The organism is Streptomyces sp. NPDC059080 (assembly GCF_042739975.1).
Classification (GTDB): domain Bacteria; phylum Actinomycetota; class Actinomycetes; order Streptomycetales; family Streptomycetaceae; genus Streptomyces; species Streptomyces benahoarensis.
This window is the reverse complement of the sequence record NZ_JBHYGX010000020.1, coordinates 65,728-83,333: the sequence shown is the minus strand read 5'-3', so window position 1 is coordinate 83,333 and position 17,606 is coordinate 65,728. Positions and strand designations below refer to the sequence as shown.

Annotated in this window: 22 protein-coding genes and 1 pseudogene; 1 reads left to right on the top strand and 22 read right to left on the bottom strand. The window is 71.1% G+C overall.

The genetic code is table 11. The features are described 5' to 3' along the window. The first annotated feature begins 228 nt into the window (after window positions 1–228). A complete protein-coding gene (locus ACFWWQ_RS17705; protein WP_384597064.1) occupies window positions 229–1,155 on the top strand; it encodes a GNAT family N-acetyltransferase in 927 nt (308 codons plus the stop codon). Window positions 1,156–1,320: 165 nt separating this feature from the next. On the opposite strand, the gene ACFWWQ_RS17700 is transcribed toward ACFWWQ_RS17705, so the two are convergent. The 22 genes and pseudogenes from ACFWWQ_RS17700 to ACFWWQ_RS17595 all read right to left on the bottom strand — a co-directional run bounded on the left by ACFWWQ_RS17700 (window position 1,321) and on the right by ACFWWQ_RS17595 (window position 17,497). Then, a complete protein-coding gene (locus ACFWWQ_RS17700) occupies window positions 1,321–3,540 on the bottom strand; it encodes an NADP-dependent isocitrate dehydrogenase (RefSeq protein WP_384597062.1) in 2,220 nt (739 codons plus the stop codon). Window positions 3,541–3,807: 267 nt separating this feature from the next. After that, entirely contained in the window at window positions 3,808–4,965 is a 1,158-nt protein-coding gene (locus tag ACFWWQ_RS17695; protein ID WP_384597060.1) for a tyrosine-type recombinase/integrase, read from the bottom strand. Window positions 4,966–5,031: 66 nt separating this feature from the next. Further along, the gene (locus tag ACFWWQ_RS17690; protein WP_384597058.1) at window positions 5,032–5,235 is read right to left on the bottom strand and encodes a helix-turn-helix domain-containing protein; all 204 of its coding nucleotides are present in this window, start codon (window positions 5,233–5,235) and stop codon (window positions 5,032–5,034) included. A 138-nt stretch (window positions 5,236–5,373) separates the two neighbouring features. Next, the gene (locus ACFWWQ_RS17685) at window positions 5,374–6,606 is read right to left on the bottom strand and encodes a DUF3631 domain-containing protein (RefSeq protein ID WP_384597056.1); all 1,233 of its coding nucleotides are present in this window, start codon (window positions 6,604–6,606) and stop codon (window positions 5,374–5,376) included. Between the two features lie 59 nt (window positions 6,607–6,665). Further along, window positions 6,666–7,424: pseudogene (locus tag ACFWWQ_RS17680) on the bottom strand (DUF3631 domain-containing protein); the annotation flags it as partial. Further along, window positions 7,421–7,765 (bottom strand): hypothetical protein, encoded by a 345-nt coding sequence (locus tag ACFWWQ_RS17675; RefSeq protein ID WP_384597054.1) that lies wholly within the window; start codon window positions 7,763–7,765, stop codon window positions 7,421–7,423. The gene ACFWWQ_RS17675 and the pseudogene ACFWWQ_RS17680, both read right to left, overlap by 4 nt. Next, window positions 7,762–8,637, bottom strand: coding sequence for a bifunctional DNA primase/polymerase (locus ACFWWQ_RS17670; RefSeq protein WP_384597052.1), 876 nt, complete (start codon window positions 8,635–8,637; stop codon window positions 7,762–7,764). Before ACFWWQ_RS17670 ends, ACFWWQ_RS17675 begins: the two co-directional genes overlap by 4 nt. Then, the gene (locus tag ACFWWQ_RS17665; RefSeq protein WP_384597050.1) at window positions 8,634–9,350 is read right to left on the bottom strand and encodes a DNA methylase; all 717 of its coding nucleotides are present in this window, start codon (window positions 9,348–9,350) and stop codon (window positions 8,634–8,636) included. Before ACFWWQ_RS17665 ends, ACFWWQ_RS17670 begins: the two co-directional genes overlap by 4 nt. Window positions 9,351–9,435: 85 nt before the next feature. Then, the gene (gene ssb, locus ACFWWQ_RS17660) at window positions 9,436–9,894 is read right to left on the bottom strand and encodes a single-stranded DNA-binding protein (RefSeq protein WP_384597048.1); all 459 of its coding nucleotides are present in this window, start codon (window positions 9,892–9,894) and stop codon (window positions 9,436–9,438) included. A 120-nt stretch (window positions 9,895–10,014) separates the two neighbouring features. Further along, complete coding sequence (locus ACFWWQ_RS17655) at window positions 10,015–10,203, bottom strand: hypothetical protein (RefSeq protein WP_384597046.1); 189 nt, start codon at window positions 10,201–10,203, stop codon at window positions 10,015–10,017. After that, the gene (locus ACFWWQ_RS17650) at window positions 10,194–10,457 is read right to left on the bottom strand and encodes a hypothetical protein (protein ID WP_384597043.1); all 264 of its coding nucleotides are present in this window, start codon (window positions 10,455–10,457) and stop codon (window positions 10,194–10,196) included. Before ACFWWQ_RS17650 ends, ACFWWQ_RS17655 begins: the two co-directional genes overlap by 10 nt. A 149-nt stretch (window positions 10,458–10,606) precedes the next feature. Further along, window positions 10,607–12,733 (bottom strand): cell division protein FtsK, encoded by a 2,127-nt coding sequence (locus ACFWWQ_RS17645; RefSeq protein ID WP_384597041.1) that lies wholly within the window; start codon window positions 12,731–12,733, stop codon window positions 10,607–10,609. Between the two features lie 84 nt (window positions 12,734–12,817). Beyond that, complete coding sequence (locus ACFWWQ_RS17640) at window positions 12,818–12,994, bottom strand: DUF6257 family protein (RefSeq protein ID WP_384597039.1); 177 nt, start codon at window positions 12,992–12,994, stop codon at window positions 12,818–12,820. Between the two features lie 81 nt (window positions 12,995–13,075). Next, window positions 13,076–13,453, bottom strand: coding sequence for a DUF6251 family protein (locus tag ACFWWQ_RS17635; RefSeq protein WP_384597037.1), 378 nt, complete (start codon window positions 13,451–13,453; stop codon window positions 13,076–13,078). Continuing rightward, the gene (locus ACFWWQ_RS17630; RefSeq protein WP_384597035.1) at window positions 13,450–13,635 is read right to left on the bottom strand and encodes a hypothetical protein; all 186 of its coding nucleotides are present in this window, start codon (window positions 13,633–13,635) and stop codon (window positions 13,450–13,452) included. The genes ACFWWQ_RS17635 and ACFWWQ_RS17630 overlap by 4 nt, the downstream gene beginning before the upstream one ends. 126 nt (window positions 13,636–13,761) lie before the next feature. Further along, window positions 13,762–13,977: a hypothetical protein gene (locus ACFWWQ_RS17625; protein WP_384597033.1), complete on the bottom strand. Its 216-nt coding sequence runs from the start codon at window positions 13,975–13,977 to the stop codon at window positions 13,762–13,764. A gap of 9 nt (window positions 13,978–13,986) precedes the next feature. After that, on the bottom strand, window positions 13,987–14,307 hold the full coding sequence (locus tag ACFWWQ_RS17620; RefSeq protein ID WP_384597031.1) for an RRQRL motif-containing zinc-binding protein: 321 nt from the start codon (window positions 14,305–14,307) through the stop codon (window positions 13,987–13,989). Beyond that, window positions 14,304–14,810, bottom strand: coding sequence for a hypothetical protein (locus ACFWWQ_RS17615; protein WP_384597029.1), 507 nt, complete (start codon window positions 14,808–14,810; stop codon window positions 14,304–14,306). The genes ACFWWQ_RS17620 and ACFWWQ_RS17615 overlap by 4 nt, the downstream gene beginning before the upstream one ends. Then, entirely contained in the window at window positions 14,807–16,492 is a 1,686-nt protein-coding gene (locus tag ACFWWQ_RS17610) for a hypothetical protein (protein ID WP_384597027.1), read from the bottom strand. The genes ACFWWQ_RS17615 and ACFWWQ_RS17610 overlap by 4 nt, the downstream gene beginning before the upstream one ends. Further along, window positions 16,489–16,863: a hypothetical protein gene (locus tag ACFWWQ_RS17605; protein WP_384597025.1), complete on the bottom strand. Its 375-nt coding sequence runs from the start codon at window positions 16,861–16,863 to the stop codon at window positions 16,489–16,491. Before ACFWWQ_RS17605 ends, ACFWWQ_RS17610 begins: the two co-directional genes overlap by 4 nt. Beyond that, entirely contained in the window at window positions 16,860–17,183 is a 324-nt protein-coding gene (locus tag ACFWWQ_RS17600) for a hypothetical protein (RefSeq protein ID WP_384597023.1), read from the bottom strand. Before ACFWWQ_RS17600 ends, ACFWWQ_RS17605 begins: the two co-directional genes overlap by 4 nt. After that, window positions 17,180–17,497 carry a hypothetical protein gene (locus ACFWWQ_RS17595; RefSeq protein WP_384597021.1) on the bottom strand — a complete coding sequence of 106 codons (318 nt, stop codon included), beginning with the start codon at window positions 17,495–17,497 and terminating at the stop codon, window positions 17,180–17,182. Before ACFWWQ_RS17595 ends, ACFWWQ_RS17600 begins: the two co-directional genes overlap by 4 nt. Window positions 17,498–17,606 lie beyond the last annotated feature (109 nt).

Genomic DNA, 17,606 nt, shown 5'->3' with positions numbered 1-17,606 from the left:
AGATTCCGGACTGTCCGGAATGAGCCAGGCGAGATCCGCTGGGCGGTGCGGGCCGGGTACGCCCCCTGGAGGGAAGGCGTGGGGCGCCCCGCGGATGCCGGACCGGACCGCCCCGTGACCGTGGGGCGGACGCACCGGGCCGGTGCGGCGACGGGCCGGTCGTGACCGGCGCCCGGCCCGGGAAAACCGGAGGCGATCGGCGCCGCCCGTGGCGTACCGTCCGCGGCCATGAGTCCCACCGTGCGTGACTTCCGTCCCTCGGACGCCCAGGCCGTCGCCGACCTGCGGCGCGCCGCCCTCCCCGCCGTCATCTCCACCCCGCGGGGCCTCGTCCGGCAGCTCGCCACCGCCGCCCCGGAACAGCGATTGCGGTGCCTCGTCGCGGAGCGCGAGGGCCGGGTGATCGGAGCCGTCACCGCCCATCTGGTGCACGACAGCAGCGTGCCGGGGCAGGGCTCCGCGACGCCCCATGTGCACCCCGGGCACCGGTGGTACGGGGCGGGCGCGGCACTGCTGGGCGCCGCCGAGGAGCATCTCGCGGCGGTCGGCGCGGAACGGATCTTCGCCTGGGTGGAGAACGCGCCGGGCCCCCTCGCCTTCGCGGACCGGCGCGGCTACCGCCGGACCCGCCCGGCCCACTTCCTCCGGGTCGGTCTGGCGGGCGCGGCGCTGCCGCCGCCCGGCGAGCTGCCGCCGGGCGTACGGCTGCACACGGGCGCCGATTTCGCCGCGGACCCCACGCCGGTGTTCGCCGCGGACGCCGAGACGGCGGCGGACGAGCCGGGCGATGTGCCGTGCGACGCCATGACGTACGCGCACTGGCGGCGGCAGATCTGGGAGCAGCCCGACCACGATCCGCGGCTGACGACGGTGGTGACCGTCGACGGTGAGGTCGCGGCCTTCACCCTGGCGGCCACCGACGGCCTGGGCCGGTATTCCTCCAGCATGACCGGGACGCGGCGGGCGCATCGGGGCCGCGGCCTGGCCCGCCTCGCCAAGACGGCGTCCCTGCGCCGGGCCCGGGACGCGGGCTGCACCGAGGCGTTCACCGGCAACGACGCGTCCAACGCCCCGATGCTCGCCGTCAACCACGCCCTGGGCTACCGCCCGTACGGCTCCGAATGGCGCTGCGTCCGGGAGCTGGAGGAGGGGTGAGCCGGGGAGCGGGGGCGAGCGCCGGCCCGGCCGGGCGCGGGAGGCGCGGGGTGCGCGGGGTGGGGGCGCGCCACCCGCGAGGCGGACCCCGAACCACCTCCGCCCCGCCCGGCAAGCACCGGACGGGGCGGAGGACGGGGCGTCGGAAACGCCCCACAGGCAAGATCAGCTGAGGTCGGCCAGCGCCTGGTTGAACGTCGCCGACGGGCGCATGACGGCGTCGGCCTTGGCGGTGGCCGGCTGGTAGTAGCCGCCGAGGTCGACCGGGGAGCCCTGGACCGCGATCAGCTCGTCGACGATGGTGCCCTCCTGCTCGGCCAGGGTCTTGGCGAGGGCCGCGAACGCCTCGGCGAGCTGGGTGTCGTCGGTCTGCCTGGCCAGCTCCTGGGCCCAGTAGAGGGCCAGGTAGAAGTGGCTGCCGCGGTTGTCGATGCCGCCCAGCTTGCGGCTCGGGGACTTGTCCTCGTTGAGGAAGGTGCCGGTCGCGCGGTCGAGGGTGTCGGCCAGGACCTGGGCGCGGGCGTTGCCGGTGGTCTGCGCGAGGTGCTCGAAGCTGACGGCCAGCGCGAGGAACTCGCCGAGGCTGTCCCAGCGCAGGTAGTTCTCCTTGACCAGCTGCTGGACGTGCTTGGGGGCGGAGCCGCCGGCGCCGGTCTCGAAGAGGCCACCGCCGTTCATCAGCGGGACGACGGAGAGCATCTTGGCGCTGGTGCCCAGCTCCAGGATGGGGAAGAGGTCCGTCAGGTAGTCGCGCAGGACGTTGCCGGTGACGGAGATGGTGTTCTCGCCGCGGCGGATGCGCTCCAGGGAGAACGCGGTCGCCGCCTCCGGGGTCATGATCTCGATCGTCAGACCGTCGGTGTCGTGGTCGGCGAGGTACGTCGTGACCTTGGCGATCAGCTGCGCGTCGTGGGCGCGGCCCTCGTCGAGCCAGAAGACGGCCGGGTCGCCGGTGGCGCGGGCGCGGGTGACGGCGAGCTTGACCCAGTCCTGGATCGGCAGGTCCTTGGTCTGGCACATGCGGAAGATGTCACCGGCGCCGACGGCCTGCTCCAGGACGACGTCGCCGTTGCCGTCGAGGACGCGCACCGTGCCGGTGACGGGGATCTCGAAGGTCTTGTCGTGGCTGCCGTACTCCTCGGCCTTCTGCGCCATCAGACCGACGTTGGGCACCGAACCCATGGTGGCCGGGTCGAAGGCGCCGTTGGCGCGGCAGTCGTCGATGACGACCTGGTAGACACCGGCGTAGCTGCTGTCGGGGAGGACGGCGAGGGTGTCGTGCTCCTGGCCGTCGGGGCCCCACATGTGGCCGGAGGTGCGGATCATGGCGGGCATCGACGCGTCGACGATGACGTCGGACGGGACGTGCAGGTTGGTGATGCCGCGGTCGGAGTCGACCATCGCCATCTCGGGGCCCTCGGCCAGCTCCGCCTCGAAGGACGCCTTGATGGCCGCGCCCTCGGGCAGCGCCTCGGCGCCCTTGAGGATGCCGCCGAGACCGTCGTTCGGGGTCAGGCCCGCGGCGGCCAGGACGTCGCCGTACGCGGCGAAGGTCTTGGGGAAGAAGGCGCGCACGGCGTGACCGAAGATGATCGGGTCGGAGACCTTCATCATCGTGGCCTTGAGGTGCACCGAGAAGAGGACGCCCTCGGCCTTGGCGCGGGCGACCTGCGCGGTGAAGAACTCGCGCAGCGCGGCGACGCGCATCACGGAGGCGTCGACGACCTCGCCCTTGAGCACCGGCACCGCTTCGCGCAGCACGGTGGTGGAGCCGTCGTCGCCGGTCAGCTCGATGCGGAGCGCGCCGTCCGCGGCGATGACCGCGGACTTCTCGGTGGAGCGGAAGTCGTCCACGCCCATGGTCGCGACGTTGGTCTTGGAGTCGGCAGTCCAGGCGCCCATGCGGTGCGGGTGGGCCTTGGCGTAGTTCTTGACCGACGTGGGGGCGCGGCGGTCGGAGTTGCCCTCGCGCAGGACCGGGTTGACGGCGCTGCCCTTGACCTTGTCGTAACGGGCGCGGACGTCCTTGTCCTCGTCGGTCTTCGGGTCGTCCGGGTAGTCCGGCAGCGCGTAGCCCTGCTCCTGCAGCTCGGCGACGGCGGCCTTGAGCTGCGGGATGGACGCCGAGATGTTCGGCAGCTTGATGATGTTGGCGCCCGGCGTCTTCGCCAGCCGGCCCAGCTCGGCGAGGGCGTCGTCGATGCGCTGGTCCTCCCGCAGGCGCTCGGGGAAGCTCGCGATGATCCGGCCCGCGAGGGAGATGTCACGGGTCTCCACAGCGACGCCCGCGGTCGAGGCGTACGCCTCGATGACCGGCAGGAACGAGGAGGTCGCCAGTGCCGGCGCCTCGTCGGTGTGGGTGTAGATGATGGTCGAGTCAGTCACCGGGTGCTCCGCTCCACGTCTGCAACATTGCTCGACATCAAGATATCTCGTGGCGGGCCCCTTCTCGACAGGGCCCTGGAAGCGGGTTTTCCCGGAGCCGCCTCCCGTTCCGGGAGCCGCCGGGCCCGGGCGGCTCCCGGAACCTGAGCCAGCGCTTAGCCGGACCTTAAGGGGGCTGGAGAGGCCCGCAGCAGGTCAGACTCGGTGGAGCGGCTCCCCGAAGCTCGCCGGGGAGCCATACAGGGAGCCACGCAAGGTAAGCGCGCCTCACTCCCTGACGTCCGCGTCTCTGAAGAAGATCTCGTCCATGGCCTCAGCCCCCTCCGTGATCACGGGGCGAATCTGGTGCCGGTAGACCGTCTCGGTCACCCGTGTCGAGCTGTGGCCCACGAGCTGAGCGATCTTCTCCATCGGGATGCCTCGATCCGAGAGGATGGAGACAAAGCTGTGCCGGAGCTCCCGCGGTGTCCACTGCGTCGGGGCCGGGAACCCGGCGTCACGCAGTAGTGCACGAAAGTTGCGCCGCACGTGATCCGCGGTTCGCTGCTCACCGACGTCCGTCCCGAAGACGAAGCCGCCAGGGTCCCAGGGCAAGCCCAGTCCTTCTCGGCGGGCCTGCTGTGTCGCACGATGCTCCGCAAGGAGTTCCACCAGCCCCTGCGGCAGCCCCAAAGTGCGTCGACTCTTCTGGGTCTTGGTTTCCCCACGCCGACGCACCGACCTCCAAACTTCAATGTGCGGGGAAAATCCTCCCTCCGGGTAAAGGTGTACCCGATCCCATGTGAGAGGCCGAACCTCTTCCGTTCGGATACCCACAAGCAGCGAAACCGCGACGTATACGTGAATCCAGGTACCTTTCCTCGCGGCAAGCGCAGACTCCGCTTGTTCCAACGTGAGTGACTTACTTGGCCTTCCCGGCTGACCATCAGGAAGTTCTACGAGTTCAGCGACATTACGCATGACCAGATCACTGCGCTGCGCATGCGAAATCGACCGACGCAAGATCGAAAGAATCATCTCCAGCGAGCTCTTTGCAAGCACCATCGACTTCTCGTCAAGCCAGCAGTCGACAGCTTCGGAGGTAAGGTCGACCAGCTTCGCCTTTCCCAGATCAGCGATCACGTGATTCGTGGCCATCCTGGTGTAGGTCTCGATACTCCCCTTGTCTCGCCCCTTGAGTCCATGAGCGAGCCATGCCCGCACAGCCTTTTCGATGCTGTAAGCAGCGCGGGACTTCACGCCCGCCTCAGCTTCCTGCCTCTTCTTTCGAAGCTTGGCTCGAACCTCAGCCTTGGTCTTCCCTGACACCTTTGGTCGATTACGTCGACCGTCGGGAAAGTGTCCGAGCGAGATCGCTCCAATGTATCGCTCCTTGGATTTGTCCCAGTAGATAGAGTCTTCACCGTTAGACTTGCGGCTAGTCATGCATTTCCCTCTCGGAAAAGAGTGGGGCCACACCGCCTAGCGGCGTGACCCCACTTGTTTGACAATTCAGCTGGGCGTGTCTGACTCCTGCATCAGCAAAGCGACATAGTCATCGATGTACTGAAGCGGGATGAGTCGACGTCGGCCAACTCGTACAGTGCGGAGCCGTCCGAGTCGAATCTCCTCGTACGCCATCGACCGGCCAAGGCCGCACAATCGCGCTGCGTCCTCAACCCTGTAAAGGCGAGGCTGTATCAGGGGCGTTGCCATGAACTCCTCTTTCGTTGAGACGAAGCGAGTCTTCGTCTCCCCTTTTTGGGGAGTCCGCTACATCCGCTACATCCGCTACACCGCAGGTCAGGGGCCTGTTTTGTGTAGCGGATGTGTGGGATGTAGCGGATAGGTGCGCTATGCGGTGGGGGCGAGGGTGAGGGTGGGTGTTGCGGTTCGATCCGCTACATCGCTCGTATCCGCTACAGCGACACCCTCATTGACCTGGGGTGTAGCGGATGTAGCGGATGTAGCGGATGCGTGGGTGGGGGCGGAGCAGTAGCGGTCCCACGCGTCGACGAGGTCTTCGGCGTAGTAGCCCTTCGGTACGCCGCTGGAAGTCCGGATCGATCGCGGTTTGATGGGTGTGTTGTTGCTGGTGACGTACTCGCCGAGCATCTTCGCCAGGCCCCGGGAGGTGAGCGGGCGGCCGTTCATGTCGGCCCAGGGGGCGTCTTCCAGGTCCAGGAGGATGGCGAGGATGGCGGCGGTGGGCATCCGGTCGATTCCCTGGAAGACCTTGTCGCGCAGGTCGGTGAGGAGCTGGACGCCGGTGGAGACGGGGTCGCCGTCGGTCGCCGCGGCGACCAGCTCGATGCAGGCGGCGCGGGCGCGCTCGGGCCAGTCCCCGCCCGCGGCCTCGGCGACGGCGAGCAGGGGTTCCCACACGTCGGCGGGCCGGTCGGAGATCCCGTCGGGGAGCTCGGGCCAGGCGTCGGTGACCTCGTCGCGGACCCGATCGGCCCACCCGGCGAGGCGGTCGCGCAGCGCGTGTCCCTCCTTCTCGTGGATTCGCTGGCGGTAGGGCTCGACCTTCTCGTTGGGGGCGCGCTTGCGCATGCGGATGATGACGGAGCGGGTCAGGATCGTGTCGGGCAGGGACCCGAGCCCCGCAATGGCCACGGCGCAGAACGAAGGGAAGGGCGCGGCGCTCTGGTTGGTCCCTTCGCCGACGCAGCGCAGGGACGAGGCGCCGCGTCGGTAGCCGGAGTTGAGGAAGCCGCGCAGCTCCTCGTTGCCGCCCGCCTTGGGGCCGAAGATCGTGTCGATCTCGTCGAAGAGGAGCGTCGGGCGGCCAGCGTCGGAGGTGACGACCCTGAACAAAGCGTTCGCGGAGGCGTTCACCGTGGCCAGGGCACGCGGGACGAGGGTGTTGACGATCTCCAGGGCGCGGCTCTTGCCGCTGCCGGGCTCCGGGCTGAGAAACGCGAGGCGGGGCGTGGAGTCGAAGGCGTCGAAAAGGTGCGCGTGAGCGTCCCAGAGGGTCACCGCGACGTAGGCGGCCTGACGCGGGAAAACGTTGAAGCGGCGGTGGAACGCCTCGATCTCGTCGAGGAGGGCGGAGCCGTCGATGGCGTCGGGGGTGGTCATGCGCTGTTCCTCTCGTGGCGCGGACGCCGGGGGCAGACGTCGCGGTGGGCGGTGTGGTCGGCGGCGTTGACGAGTTCGGTGCAGGCGGCGCGGGCGCGCTCGGGCCAGTCCCCGCCCGCGGCCTCGGCGACGGCGAGTAGGGGTTCCCACACGTCGGCGGGCCGGTCGGAGATCCCGTCGGGGAGTTGCGGCCAGGCGTCGGTGACCTCGTCGCGGACCTGGTCGGCCCACTCCGCAAGCCGGTCGCGCAGCGCATGGCCCTGAGGCTGGTGAAGGTGAGCCCGCCACGGCTCGATGACCCCAGGGGTGGTGCGGCCCATGGGGATGACGATGGAGCGGGACGTGACCGTGTCGGGCAGGGAGCCGAGTCCGGCCATGGCCACCGCACAGAAGGGCTGGATGGTCTGCATTGCGTCGTCCGTGCAGCGGTGCATCTTTCCCTCTCGGCGGTAGCCCGAGTTGAGGAACGCGTGCAACGACTCGGCGGCCTTGGTCCTGAAGGCGAAGTCCACCTCGTCGAGGAGGGCGACCGGCCGTCCGGACTCGCCGCCTACGGCCCGAATCAGGTCCAGAGGTGAGGTCATGCGCATCGGGCTGGGCACCAGGGTGGAGATGACCTCCAAGCTCCTGGTCTTGCCGCTGCTGGGCTCTGAGGAGAGGAAGGCGAGGCGGGGCGTGCTGTCGAAGGAGTCGAGCATGTGGGTGTGGGCGTCCCAGAGCACGACGGCGACGTAAGCGGCCTCGCTGGGGAAGGCGTTGAAGCGGCGGTGGAACTCTTCGATCTGGTCGAGGAGGGCGGCGCCGTCGATGGTGGTCATGCGGTCTCCCTTTCGTGGTGCGGGCGCTGGGGGCAGGTGTCGCGGTGGGTGGTGTGGTCGGAGATGAGGGCGTGGACCTTGGTGTGTCCGGCGGCGAAGAGGTCCCTGCCGCAGACGCACACCGAGCGGGCGGTGGGGGTGGCGCCGCGGGGTGCGGTGATGCGCAGCCAGGCGATGGGGTGCCGTCCGTCGCCCGGGTGCGGGTCAGGACATGAAGAGGACGCCCTTCGGGCGACGTTCTTCGGCGCTCCACTGCCGGAAGGAGTGCGGGACGGTTCGGCGAGGTGCGGTGGGTGAGTGTGGGGGTGGCTCTTAGTAGAGGGCGGGGGCGGGTTGTTCATGTGGTTCGCCCCCTGGGGTTGTGGGCGATGGACCAGTTCAGGGCCCTGTTGATGACGTCGTCGTAGTAGCGCTGCGACTCCCGGCCGGCCGCCATCGCCGCCCCACTAAGAGCCTCCTCAACCTCCTCCCGGCGGAGGTCGCCGGATGCGACGAGCCGTCCCAGAGCACGCGCGGCCCGGAGCAGAGTGGCGTTGCGGGTACCGTCCGCCGCCACGACGTTGCTGACCTCCGCTCGTAGGGCTGCGGCGGCATATCGGGACGAGCGGACCGCGATGGGCACCAGCTCGGGCGCGGGGCGCCGAGGCGGGGTGAGGGTGTCGCGGAGCCAGTCGGGCAGCAGGACGGCGGGACGGTCGTCGGCGACGGTGTATGCGCCTGCCGGAGTGGCGCTGCCGGAGGCGACGACGTAGCCGCCCGCCGCGCGGGTGTCGATCAGGGGCCCGAGGGCCCCGGCGGTGTTGTTCAGCTGAGTGCCGGTCGGGGCGGTGAAGTACAGGTGGTGGCCGCCGGTGGGGGTCCGCACCGTGTAGGTGGTGGGCACCGGCTGCCCGGCGCGCTCGCAGAGCGCCTGGAAGGTCGTCGCGCCGTGCGCGTCCTTCTTGCCCTTCGGGACATCGAGGTCCACGACGAGAAGTTTCGAAGGCCCGGTCGCGAGGCCGATGTTGAACGGCCCGGCCGACCAGGCGGCCTCGATCCGGCGCGGGTCCGTGGTCGCGCGCTGCTCCCACTTGAGGTGCTGTGCGGCGCAGGGGCCGGTGCGGGGGCAGCGGGTTTCGCCGTGGAGTGCGGGGCGCTTGGTGCCGGGGCGGAGCGGGAAGACGGCCCAGCCGCGGGCAGCGGCGACCAGGGCAGCACCGAGAAAGGCGGTCACGCGGCTGCCTCCTGTGCGGTGTGCGCGAGGAAGGCCACGCCGATCCAACGGATGTAGGCCGGGGGCAGGGCCTCACGGAGTCGGAGATGGTCGACGCTCCAGTCGATGCCCTTGGCGGCGCGGATCTCGCCGACGGTGGCTTTGCCGCCGCCGGAGCCGTACGCGGCGACGTACGGCCCGTCGTAGAACGTGCCGTGTCGCCAGCCGCGGACCCGACCCCGGTGGGCGGGATGCGGGGGCTGCGGGATGCTCCATCCGCCGAGTTCGAAGTAGCGGTGCATGAGCACGGCGAGGCCGAACATCTCCCCGCAGAGCCGCAGGTCCTTGCGGACGCTGCTGCCGGCGACGTTCTCGATCACGTACGGCACTCCGACCGCGTCCAGTGCGGTGCGGGTCGGTCCGATGAGCCGGGGGTGGATGCGGCCGAGGGCGGCGTTGCGGGCACGGTTGGTGCCCTTGGTGGGGGCGCCTTCACCCTGGCAGGGCGGGGAGGCGTGGATGAAGTCGTACGCCGCGCCGTGCTCACGGATGTACTCGACGGCGTCGCCCTGGACGAACGCGTCGCCGCAGTAGTCGGGTTGGGGGGCGATGTCGATGCCGGTGACGTGGGCGCCGGCGAGCTGGTAGCCGCGGGTGGCGCCGCCGATGCAGCAGTAGGCGTCCAGGACACGCAGCGGACGGCGGGAGTGCGGGATCGGGATCGGTTGGGCCATGCTGGGATCTCCAGTTCTGTGAAAGGGGCTGGTGCCGGGGCGACCGCGTGACTTTGGCGAGCTGCGGCGGTCGCCCCGGGCGTGATCAGAAGGGCGGGGTTTCCCCGCCGGGCGTGCTGGCGGCCGGGGTGGTGTCCCAGACGTCGCCGCTGCCGGTGGGCTTGCTGCCGTTGCGGGGGCTGGTCTTGGTGACGGTGGCGGTGGCGAACTGCAGGCTGGGGCCGATGTCGTCGACTTCGACGGCGAGCATCGACCGGTTCTCCCCCTCGGGGGTCTCCCAGTTGTGCTGGCGGATCCGGCCGGAGACGACGACGCGCGTGCCCTTGGTGAGGGATTCGGCGATGTGCTCGGCGAGGTGCCGCCAGGCCGCGCAGCGGAAGAACGCGGCCGTGCCGTCAACCCACTGGTTGGTCTCGCGGTTATAGGTGCGGGGCGTGGAGGCGACGGTGAACTTCGCCAGCGCCGCGCCGGACGGGGTGAACTTCAACTCGGGGTCGCTGGTGATGTTGCCGGTGATCGTGATCGGGGTTTCGCCCATGGCCATGGGGGTCTCCTTGCTGGTTAGAGGTGGCTGTTGCGGTGGTGGAGTTCGAGGGCTTCGTCTTCGGTGAGGGCGCCGTACTCGACGTCGGCTTCGGTTTCCACGGGTTCTCCTGGTGGTGTGTCAGTGGCCGGTGATGGTGCGGGTGACGGCGGTGGTGAGGTCGTTGATGGTGTGGCGGGCGTCGGTGGAGGCGAGGTAGAAGCCGAAGAGGACGGCGACGAGGGCGGCGCCGATGCCCAGGGACTTGAAGCGGATGAGCAGGGCGAGCAGGACGCCGAAGAGGGCGACGAGGGAGAGGGTTATTGCCACGGCAGGGACTCCTTGGCGGTGCGGTCGGGGCGGGTGCCGTCGGCGTGGAGCCGGTGGGCGTGGTTGTGGAGGCGGCGGCCGGCGCGCAGGCGGGTGCGGTGGCCGCGGCAGCGGCGGCAGGGCTTGAGGTTGCGGCCGGTGCGGTTGCGCAGGCCGGTGCCGGAGCACTTGCGGCAGACGGCGAACGGCCGGGCCATGCACAACAGTGCGTAACCGGCGAAGGCGGCGAGGATGAAGAAGCTAGCGGCCAGCATGTGGGGCATCCCTTGCTGTCTCGGGTGTTTTCCGGGGTCGTCGCAGGTCAGGCGCTAGGAGCTAGTTGCCTGATCAGAGGCGCTGTGGGGTGCTAGCGGGGCCGCTAGACCTAGCGCGCGTGGGTGCTAGGTCTAGCGGCGGTGCTGGGTCAGGCTGCGACCCGGTCGGCGTTACGGCGGGTGATGGCGGCGGTGATGTCGGCGCGGTCGATGCCGCGGCGGTTTTTGCCTTCGCCGTCGTCGGTGGTGCCCCAGACCTGGCTCGTCTTGATGCCCCAGGGCTTGAGGGCGGCGGCGACGTTCTCCGCCTTCCAGCCGGTGTAGAGGTCGGGGTGGGCGGCGGCGAGGCGGGCGGCGATCCGCTCGGACCACACGGCCTTCTCCATCGGGGCGATGACGTCGAGGATGTCGGCCAGCACGTCGCTGGCGTTGCTCTTCTCGGGGCCCTTGCCGATGGCGTGGCCGGTGACGTTGCCGTACTCCTCGCGCAGTTGGCGGGCGCGGGCGGCGATCCGTTCGGCGGCGACGGCGTCCACGAACGCGGAGGCGACGATGCGGGGGTCGTCGCCCTCACCGGCCATCCAGCAGATGCCCCGGTCGGAGCGGGAGAACATCGTGGCGCGGTAGCCAGCCTTGTACATCGAGGTGCCCAGCACCATGTCGTTGGCGGGCTGGCCCATGACCTTCAGACAGAACCGCAGGACCGCGTTCGCCGAGATGCCGGTGGGCAGGGACTTGGCGTCGGGCCGCTGCGTGCCGAAGAGGGCGACGATGCCCAGGGCGGGGCCGCGCTTGACGAGGTCGGTGCAGATCGCCTCGATCTCCTTGCCGTGCTCCTCGTGCTCGAACGGCACCTGGCACTCGTCGAACCCCGCCACGATCGGATGCAGCCCAAGTGCCTTGTCGCTGGCCAGTTCCGGGGTGACCTTCGACTCCGGGCAGCGCGAGCGGGGCAGGGACTTGATGACCTTCGCCCGGCGCCGCAGCTCCTCCTTCAGCTCCCGCAGCGCGTCGAGGACGTAGGCGATGTCCTCGTCCTCCTCGCCCGCGCGGTAGCGGTGGCAGACGGGCTCCAGGGCGCCGAAGTCACCGGTCCCCTTGAAGTCGAACGCGTGCAGCTCACTACGGGGGTCGAGGGCGGCGATGAGGAGGAACAGCCGCATCAGGAACGTCTTGCCCATGCGGGGGATGGACCCGACGACGACGGACGCGAACATCAGCGTGACCGCGACGTCGCGCATGCGCTGGTCGTTGCCGAACACCACGGGCTTGAACAGGTCCACCTGCCCCGTCTTGGCGAGCGGCCAGGCGGGCTTGGTCGTCTCGTTCATGGGCTTGTCGCCCACCCACAGGACCAGGCGGCCTTCGTGCTCGGTGGGGTCGGGGGCGGGCCAGACGCAGCCGACCTTGCGCCGCAGGCCGGACGCGAGGGGCTTGCGGGCCTCCATGATGTCCTCGGGCGTGACGCCGTAGGGAAGGTCGAGGTCGGCGCGGTAGCCGGGGCCGTCGCGCACGATCTCGGAGGTGAAGCGCATGCCGTTCATGTCGCCGCCCTTCTTGATGGCGGCGGAGACCTTGGCGTTGCCGATGGCGTCCATCCCCCGCAGGACGATGGACCCGGTGAGCTTTTGCACCTCCGTCTTCAGCACCGCGGGGCCGATGACGGGGGCGTCCTTCTGCTGCCCGGCGGCGCCGAGGAGGAGGACGCCGCCGCCGGCGAACGCGTAGAGGGCGGCGGGGGCCATGACGTACAGCCACAGGGCGAAGCCGAGGCCGAAGACGGCGGCGATGAGGGTCACCAGGCCCCGCAGGCGGACGCGTCCGGCCCGCAGGCGGGCCAGGCGCATGTACTCCTCGGCGTCCTCGGCGCGGACGGCGGCGGCCCGCAGCGGGGCGGCCTCACGGTCCCAGATCCACCGGCCGGTGGCGGCGACGAACCGGCAGGTGCCACGCGGGGCCATGAGGGTCAGGCGGGCGGCGTAGACCGGGATGCGTACGCCGTGGTAGCCCGCGGCGTACGTCGCGTTGGCGGCGGCGTGGCGGGTGGTGGCGGTGAAGTCGCGGCGATTGGTGAGCCATCCGGCGAGGATCGGTCGGCGCTTCTCGGTGGTGACCTTCGGCTCGGGCAGGTTCGGGTTGTCGACCGCCGCCGACCGCGGCCCGTCCTCCTCGGTGTCGGGGGCCGGGGCGGGCTCGGCGGCGGGTTTGGGGGCGGGGACGGCGTGCAGGCGGGCGGCGGGAGGTGCGGTCTCGTCAGTGGTGACGGTGTCCGTCATGCTGGTATCTCCTGTCGTGCCATGTGGTGGGACGGGGCCCGGGGCGGCCGAGTGCTGCCAGGCGAATGCGGTCGCCCCGGGGCGTTACTTGGACTTCTCTTCGCGTTCGCGGGCGCCGTCGAGGATGTGGTCGACGCGGCGCTCCAGGTCGCTCTGGTCGACGCCCTCACCGGCGAGGTCGCGCTTGCACATGCGGGCCACCAGGACGGTGACCTTGGCCTTCTCACCAGCGGTCAGCTTGGGGTCGTCGCACTTCGCCATGTCGGTTCCCTTCCGGAGCGGGACTGTCCGGCTCCCCACCGCACCCCGGCCCTGGCGGGGCGGGGTGCGTCTGGGCAACCGTCAGCGCCGACGGCGGGTGACCTTGGCGACGGTGGCGGCAGCCGCCTTGCCGTCGTCCCCGCCGATCGACCGCACGACGGTCACCACACCCCACGCCGCGGCGACGGCAACGAGGGCGACGACGGCAAGGGAGATGGCCATGGAGGAGAGGGCGGCGACCAGCAGCGGGCCGAAGTAGACGCCAGCCGCCACGGTTCCGGCGCCGATGCCGGTGCCCAACGCGATGCGCTGGGTCGTGCGGTCGGGCGGAGCCTGGTGGATGTGCTGGACGATCTGCTGCGGGGGCGCCTGCGGTGCGGGCAGGTGGGCCGCATCGGCGTAGGTGTAGGTGCCGTCCGGGAGCTGCACCACCCGGACCGGCTCAGGAAGGGTCGTCACGACTGTCCCCTTTCGACCCGGGCACGCACGTTCCAGGCGTCCTGACGGGTGATGAACTCGGCGTGGATCGGGGCCCCGGTCGTGCAGGGCTGGTCGTTCTGGCAGGCGGTGCAGGCTCCGAGGTGCGTCGTGGACGCCTCGAACGCCTGCATGTAGGCGATGAACAGTTCGTCGCGGGACACGGGTCTCCTCGGATCGGGGCAGGGGGAACCACCGACGGCGCGTCGATGGGCCTGGCATGGGTGAGTGCCCCGGGCCGGATTCGATCCGGCGCCCTCACGGCGGGATGCCGGGGCGGTGGGCGGGTGTCACTTCGGGCGGGCGATCCAGTCGCACTGCGAGTGGTTGCGGCCACTGAGCCGGTTCCACCAGATGGTGATGGACCACTCGACAGTGACCAGGCCGCGTCGCTCCAAGGCCGCGATGGTGGATCGGCTGACACCGTCATAGGCGTACTGGACGCCTTGGTGCCTGACGTTCTGCAGCGCTCGTTCCTGGGCGGGGGTGAGGTCGGTTTCGGTCACGTGAACCTCCTAGGTGTCGGTGCAGGTCACGCACATGCCGAGCGATCGCGGGATGCAGTACCCGGCGTCGCGGCGGCAGTTGGGGCAGGTGCGGCGCGCGAGCATGGCCTTGGCCAGTGCTGCGGCACGGCCGGGCGTCATCGGCCGGACCGGTTTGGCCCGGTCGATCCGGTATAGGTAGGCGACCAGCGGGCCCCGGCGACGGCGGGGGCGTTCGATCTGGGCGGCGACGTCCTGACCGCCGGGCCGCAGCCCGAGGGCGCGGAGCTGTCGGCGGGTGGCGTAGCCCTCGGGAGCGAGGCGCCAACGGTAGACCGGAAGCGTGCTCACCCGGTGCCCCCGAGCGGGAGCGGCTGCACCCGCCACAGGACCTCGGAGGCCGGGGGCAAGGCGGCGCCCGGAGTGTGTGCGGTCCATCCCGAGCGGGGCGCGCCCTCGGCCTCGGCGGCGGACTCCGCCGCCTCCGGGGTGGCGTGCACGCTGTGCAGCTCCCCGTGGTGGAAGAGGACGTAGACGCGGTCAGCCCGGGCGTTCTGCTTCCGGGTGATGCGCAGCAGCGTCCGCAGGGCTTGGCGGTCCTCGGTGTCGAGGAGGGACTGGGCGCGCAGGGTCTCCAGCTCACCTTCGAGCCGGGCCGCGGTGACGGTCGCCTGGGCGAGCGCGGCGCGCTGCTTCTCCAGGGCGTCCTCCGCGCGGATCGCAGAGTCGGTGGCAAGCTCACTGCTCTGCTGGTGCTGCGCGGCCTCCGTGCGGGCGGCCGTGGTCGCCGTCTCCGCCTCGGAAATGCTGTCTCGCAGGGCGTGCAGGGTGCGGGTACGGACAAGGACGATCATGCGGATGCTCCCTCAAGAGTGGCGGCGCGCGGCAGGCGCGCGGCAGCGCGCGGTTCGCGCGCGGCGAGCTGCGCGGCGCGCGCGGCACGGAATTCCTTGAGCCAGTTGCGGGCGTTGCCGACGTGGATGCCGCAGCGTTCGGCGAGTTCGGCGGCGGCCGGTTCGGCGGGGCCGTCGGCGGCGTTGAGCTTGTCGAGGTAGAGCAGCCAGCCCTGCTGCTTGGCGTCCGAGCGCCACACGGGATCGGTGCCGTCGACGTCCGGGCGGAGGTCGGCGAGGTCGCCGCGGAGCCGGTCCCGGATCAGCTCAGCCTCCTGAATCTGGCCGGTGAGCTGGCCCAGAGCGCCCTTGTGGGCGGTCTCCTGGTCCTGGAGGGAGTACAGGAGGCGCCGCTGGTCAGCGACCGCCCCCCGTGCCTTGACGAGCTCGTCTTCCGCGCGCTGCCGCGCGGCATCCGCCTCGTCCCGCGCGCTTTCCGCGCGCTGCCGCGCGCCCTCCGCGTCGCGCCGCGCGGTCTCCGCGCGCTGCCGCGCATCGGCCACAGCAGAGTCGGCCTCCTCCCGGTCCACCAGCGCGGCATCCCGGTCGGCGAGGACGCGTTCGGCTTCCTCCCGAGCCTCAGTCAGCGCGGTCTGCGCGGCGGCCAGGGCGTCTTCCGCGCGCTGCCGCGCGGCCTCGGCTTCCTGCCGCGCGCTTTCCGCGCGCTGCCGCGCGGCTTCCGCTTCCGCCGCGCGCCCACCCGCCGCCAGCTCCCGGGCAGCGGGGGTGATGGCGAGCTTCTCGACCATGGTCACGACGGCTTCGGGGTCGGCGTAGTTGAGGCGGGCGACGGTGTCGACGCCGGTGAGGGACGCCATGTGGCGGGACATCGCCAGCGCCTGGCCCTCGTCAGTGGCGATCTCCGCGCGGCCCAGCACCCGCTGCGCTGCGATCCGCCGGCGGGAGACGCGCGGGAAGCGCTTGCCGTCTGCCTGGGCTTCGAGGGCGAGGCGCAGGCGGTAGACGCGGCGGGCGGCCCGGTGGGCGAGCGCGGCCCGGGCAATGGTGTCGCCCTTGCTGCGGGCATCCAGGCCAAGGACGGCGAACAGCCAGCCCCAGCCGTGCTGCCAGATCAGAGCCAGCAACCGCGCGGGCCCCGGCCGGGCAGCCGGGTCGTCGTCCTCGGTGGCGGCGCCGAGCTTGTGCCGCAGCTGGAGTTCGATCAGCCACGCGGCCAGCGCCGGAACCGCCGCCAGCACCGGCATCGACACGAGGTTCGGTGCGTGGGCGGCGTTCATCGCGCCGGAGAACACGACGAGCGTCCAGGCGGTGCGGTGCATCATCCGCAGCTGACGCGTCCAGCCGACGTCGGGGTCGGCGGCGCGGTAGAGCATGACCAGCAGCGTCATCTCCGCCGCGTCGAACACCCCGATGAACGCCACCGCGAGCGGGCCGGGCAGGCCGATGGTCTGGGTCGCGAAACCCCACAGGCCGTACACGGACACGGCGACGCCGCCGAGGGCAACGACGGCCTGCGGACCGATGCCCGACAGCCACGCGGACCCCCGCAGCACACGGACCCCGGCAACGGTGACCGCGATGGAGAGGGCGGCGGCGGTCAGCGGGAGGGCCCAAGAGAGCCACGTCGGCTGTTGAGGGAGGACGCTGAGCAGGTCGGCCGGGCTCCAGATACTCAAGCTCATGTCTGGGGCTCCTCGGGGGTGTAGACCATGCCCAGGTGCCACAGGTGACTGCTGGCTTCCTGGAGGTGATGGAGCGCCAGGTCTAGGGCGAATCCCGCACTGGCCAGCGCGCGTGCTGCGCCGCTGGCGTGTTCCTCGGGCGCGGTCCGGTCGTCCGGGGCGAGCGTTCCGGCGGCCAGGTCGCGGCGCACGCGCTCGCCCATGTGGTCGAGTGCCTGGTGCGTCCGTCCGAACATCTCCACCAGGGCGACTGCGGCGCGGCTGACCTCGGGCGTGCTCTCGTACCCGCTGTTCATGGCGGTGTGGTTGTGCTGACGCACCGCCTCGGATGCCGCCTGCAGATGTGTGGCGGGGTTCGTGTTGTTGCTCATGCCGCGTCCCCCTCCTCGTTCGGCGCGGGGGCCATGACGGTGACCTCGACGCCGGCGTCGTCCGTCGTCGTGGTGAGGCTGTAGGAGGCAAAGCTCCGGCCTCCGGAGGGGAAGTGCATAGCGGATGCAGCCTGGGGCGGCATCACTGCGGCCCAGTCGGCCAGGGCGTCGAGACCGGCGTCATCGTGCAGGGAGAACTCCAGCCCGAGCTCAGCAGAGACCCTGACGTTGTCGAGGGGCAGGCCGGGGTGCTGGTCGGCCCAGTCCAGGAGCAGGGCCAGGAGCGGGCGGATGTCGCCGAGGGTGGAGTGGATCTTCACGCCGCCACCTCCGTCGCGCCGTAGGTGGCGGTGTGGAGGGCCACTCGCGGCGTGACCGTCGCGGCGCGGGGCGCGGTGGCGGGCAGGGCGGTCAGGCGCGGGTGCTCGTCCAGGGCCTCGGCGGCGGCGCGCAGGGCCCGGTCGTACAGGCCCGGGTCGTCGTCGGCAATGTCGCGGGCGGCGTCGAGGCGGGCAGCGCGCTCCTCGACGCTCTCACCCTCCTCGCCCAGCCATAGGCCGATCGGGGTGCCGAGCGCCAGCTCGACCAAGTCGGTGTCGGTGACCGCCTCGTGGCGGCCGATATAGGTACGCATGTGCCCTCCAGGGCAAGCAGAGGCGGGGGGGGGGGGGGGGGGGGGGCGGCCGCCCGGGCGGCGGGGCGGGGGGGGGGCGGGGCGCGCGGGGGGGGGGGCGGCGGGGTGA

Excerpts from the sequence above, each read along its gene's own strand:
- ACFWWQ_RS17605 (WP_384597025.1), bottom strand. The coding sequence starts at position 16,863 with ATGAGCAACAACACGAACCCCGCCACACATCTGCAGGCGGCATCCGAG.
- ssb (WP_384597048.1), bottom strand. The coding sequence starts at position 9,894 with ATGGCCATGGGCGAAACCCCGATCACGATCACCGGCAACATCACCAGC.
- ACFWWQ_RS17640 (WP_384597039.1), bottom strand. The coding sequence starts at position 12,994 with ATGGCGAAGTGCGACGACCCCAAGCTGACCGCTGGTGAGAAGGCCAAG.
- ACFWWQ_RS17665 (WP_384597050.1), bottom strand. The coding sequence starts at position 9,350 with ATGGCCCAACCGATCCCGATCCCGCACTCCCGCCGTCCGCTGCGTGTC.
- ACFWWQ_RS17675 (WP_384597054.1), bottom strand. The coding sequence starts at position 7,765 with ATGAACAACCCGCCCCCGCCCTCTACTAAGAGCCACCCCCACACTCAC.
- ACFWWQ_RS17645 (WP_384597041.1), bottom strand. The coding sequence starts at position 12,733 with ATGACGGACACCGTCACCACTGACGAGACCGCACCTCCCGCCGCCCGC.
- ACFWWQ_RS17690 (WP_384597058.1), bottom strand. The coding sequence starts at position 5,235 with ATGGCAACGCCCCTGATACAGCCTCGCCTTTACAGGGTTGAGGACGCA.
- ACFWWQ_RS17595 (WP_384597021.1), bottom strand. The coding sequence starts at position 17,497 with ATGCGTACCTATATCGGCCGCCACGAGGCGGTCACCGACACCGACTTG.
- ACFWWQ_RS17610 (WP_384597027.1), bottom strand. The coding sequence starts at position 16,492 with ATGAGCTTGAGTATCTGGAGCCCGGCCGACCTGCTCAGCGTCCTCCCT.
- ACFWWQ_RS17650 (WP_384597043.1), bottom strand. The coding sequence starts at position 10,457 with ATGCTGGCCGCTAGCTTCTTCATCCTCGCCGCCTTCGCCGGTTACGCA.
- ACFWWQ_RS17615 (WP_384597029.1), bottom strand. The coding sequence starts at position 14,810 with ATGATCGTCCTTGTCCGTACCCGCACCCTGCACGCCCTGCGAGACAGC.
- ACFWWQ_RS17685 (WP_384597056.1), bottom strand. The coding sequence starts at position 6,606 with ATGACCACCCCCGACGCCATCGACGGCTCCGCCCTCCTCGACGAGATC.
- ACFWWQ_RS17705 (WP_384597064.1), top strand. The coding sequence starts at position 229 with ATGAGTCCCACCGTGCGTGACTTCCGTCCCTCGGACGCCCAGGCCGTC.
- ACFWWQ_RS17695 (WP_384597060.1), bottom strand. The coding sequence starts at position 4,965 with ATGACTAGCCGCAAGTCTAACGGTGAAGACTCTATCTACTGGGACAAA.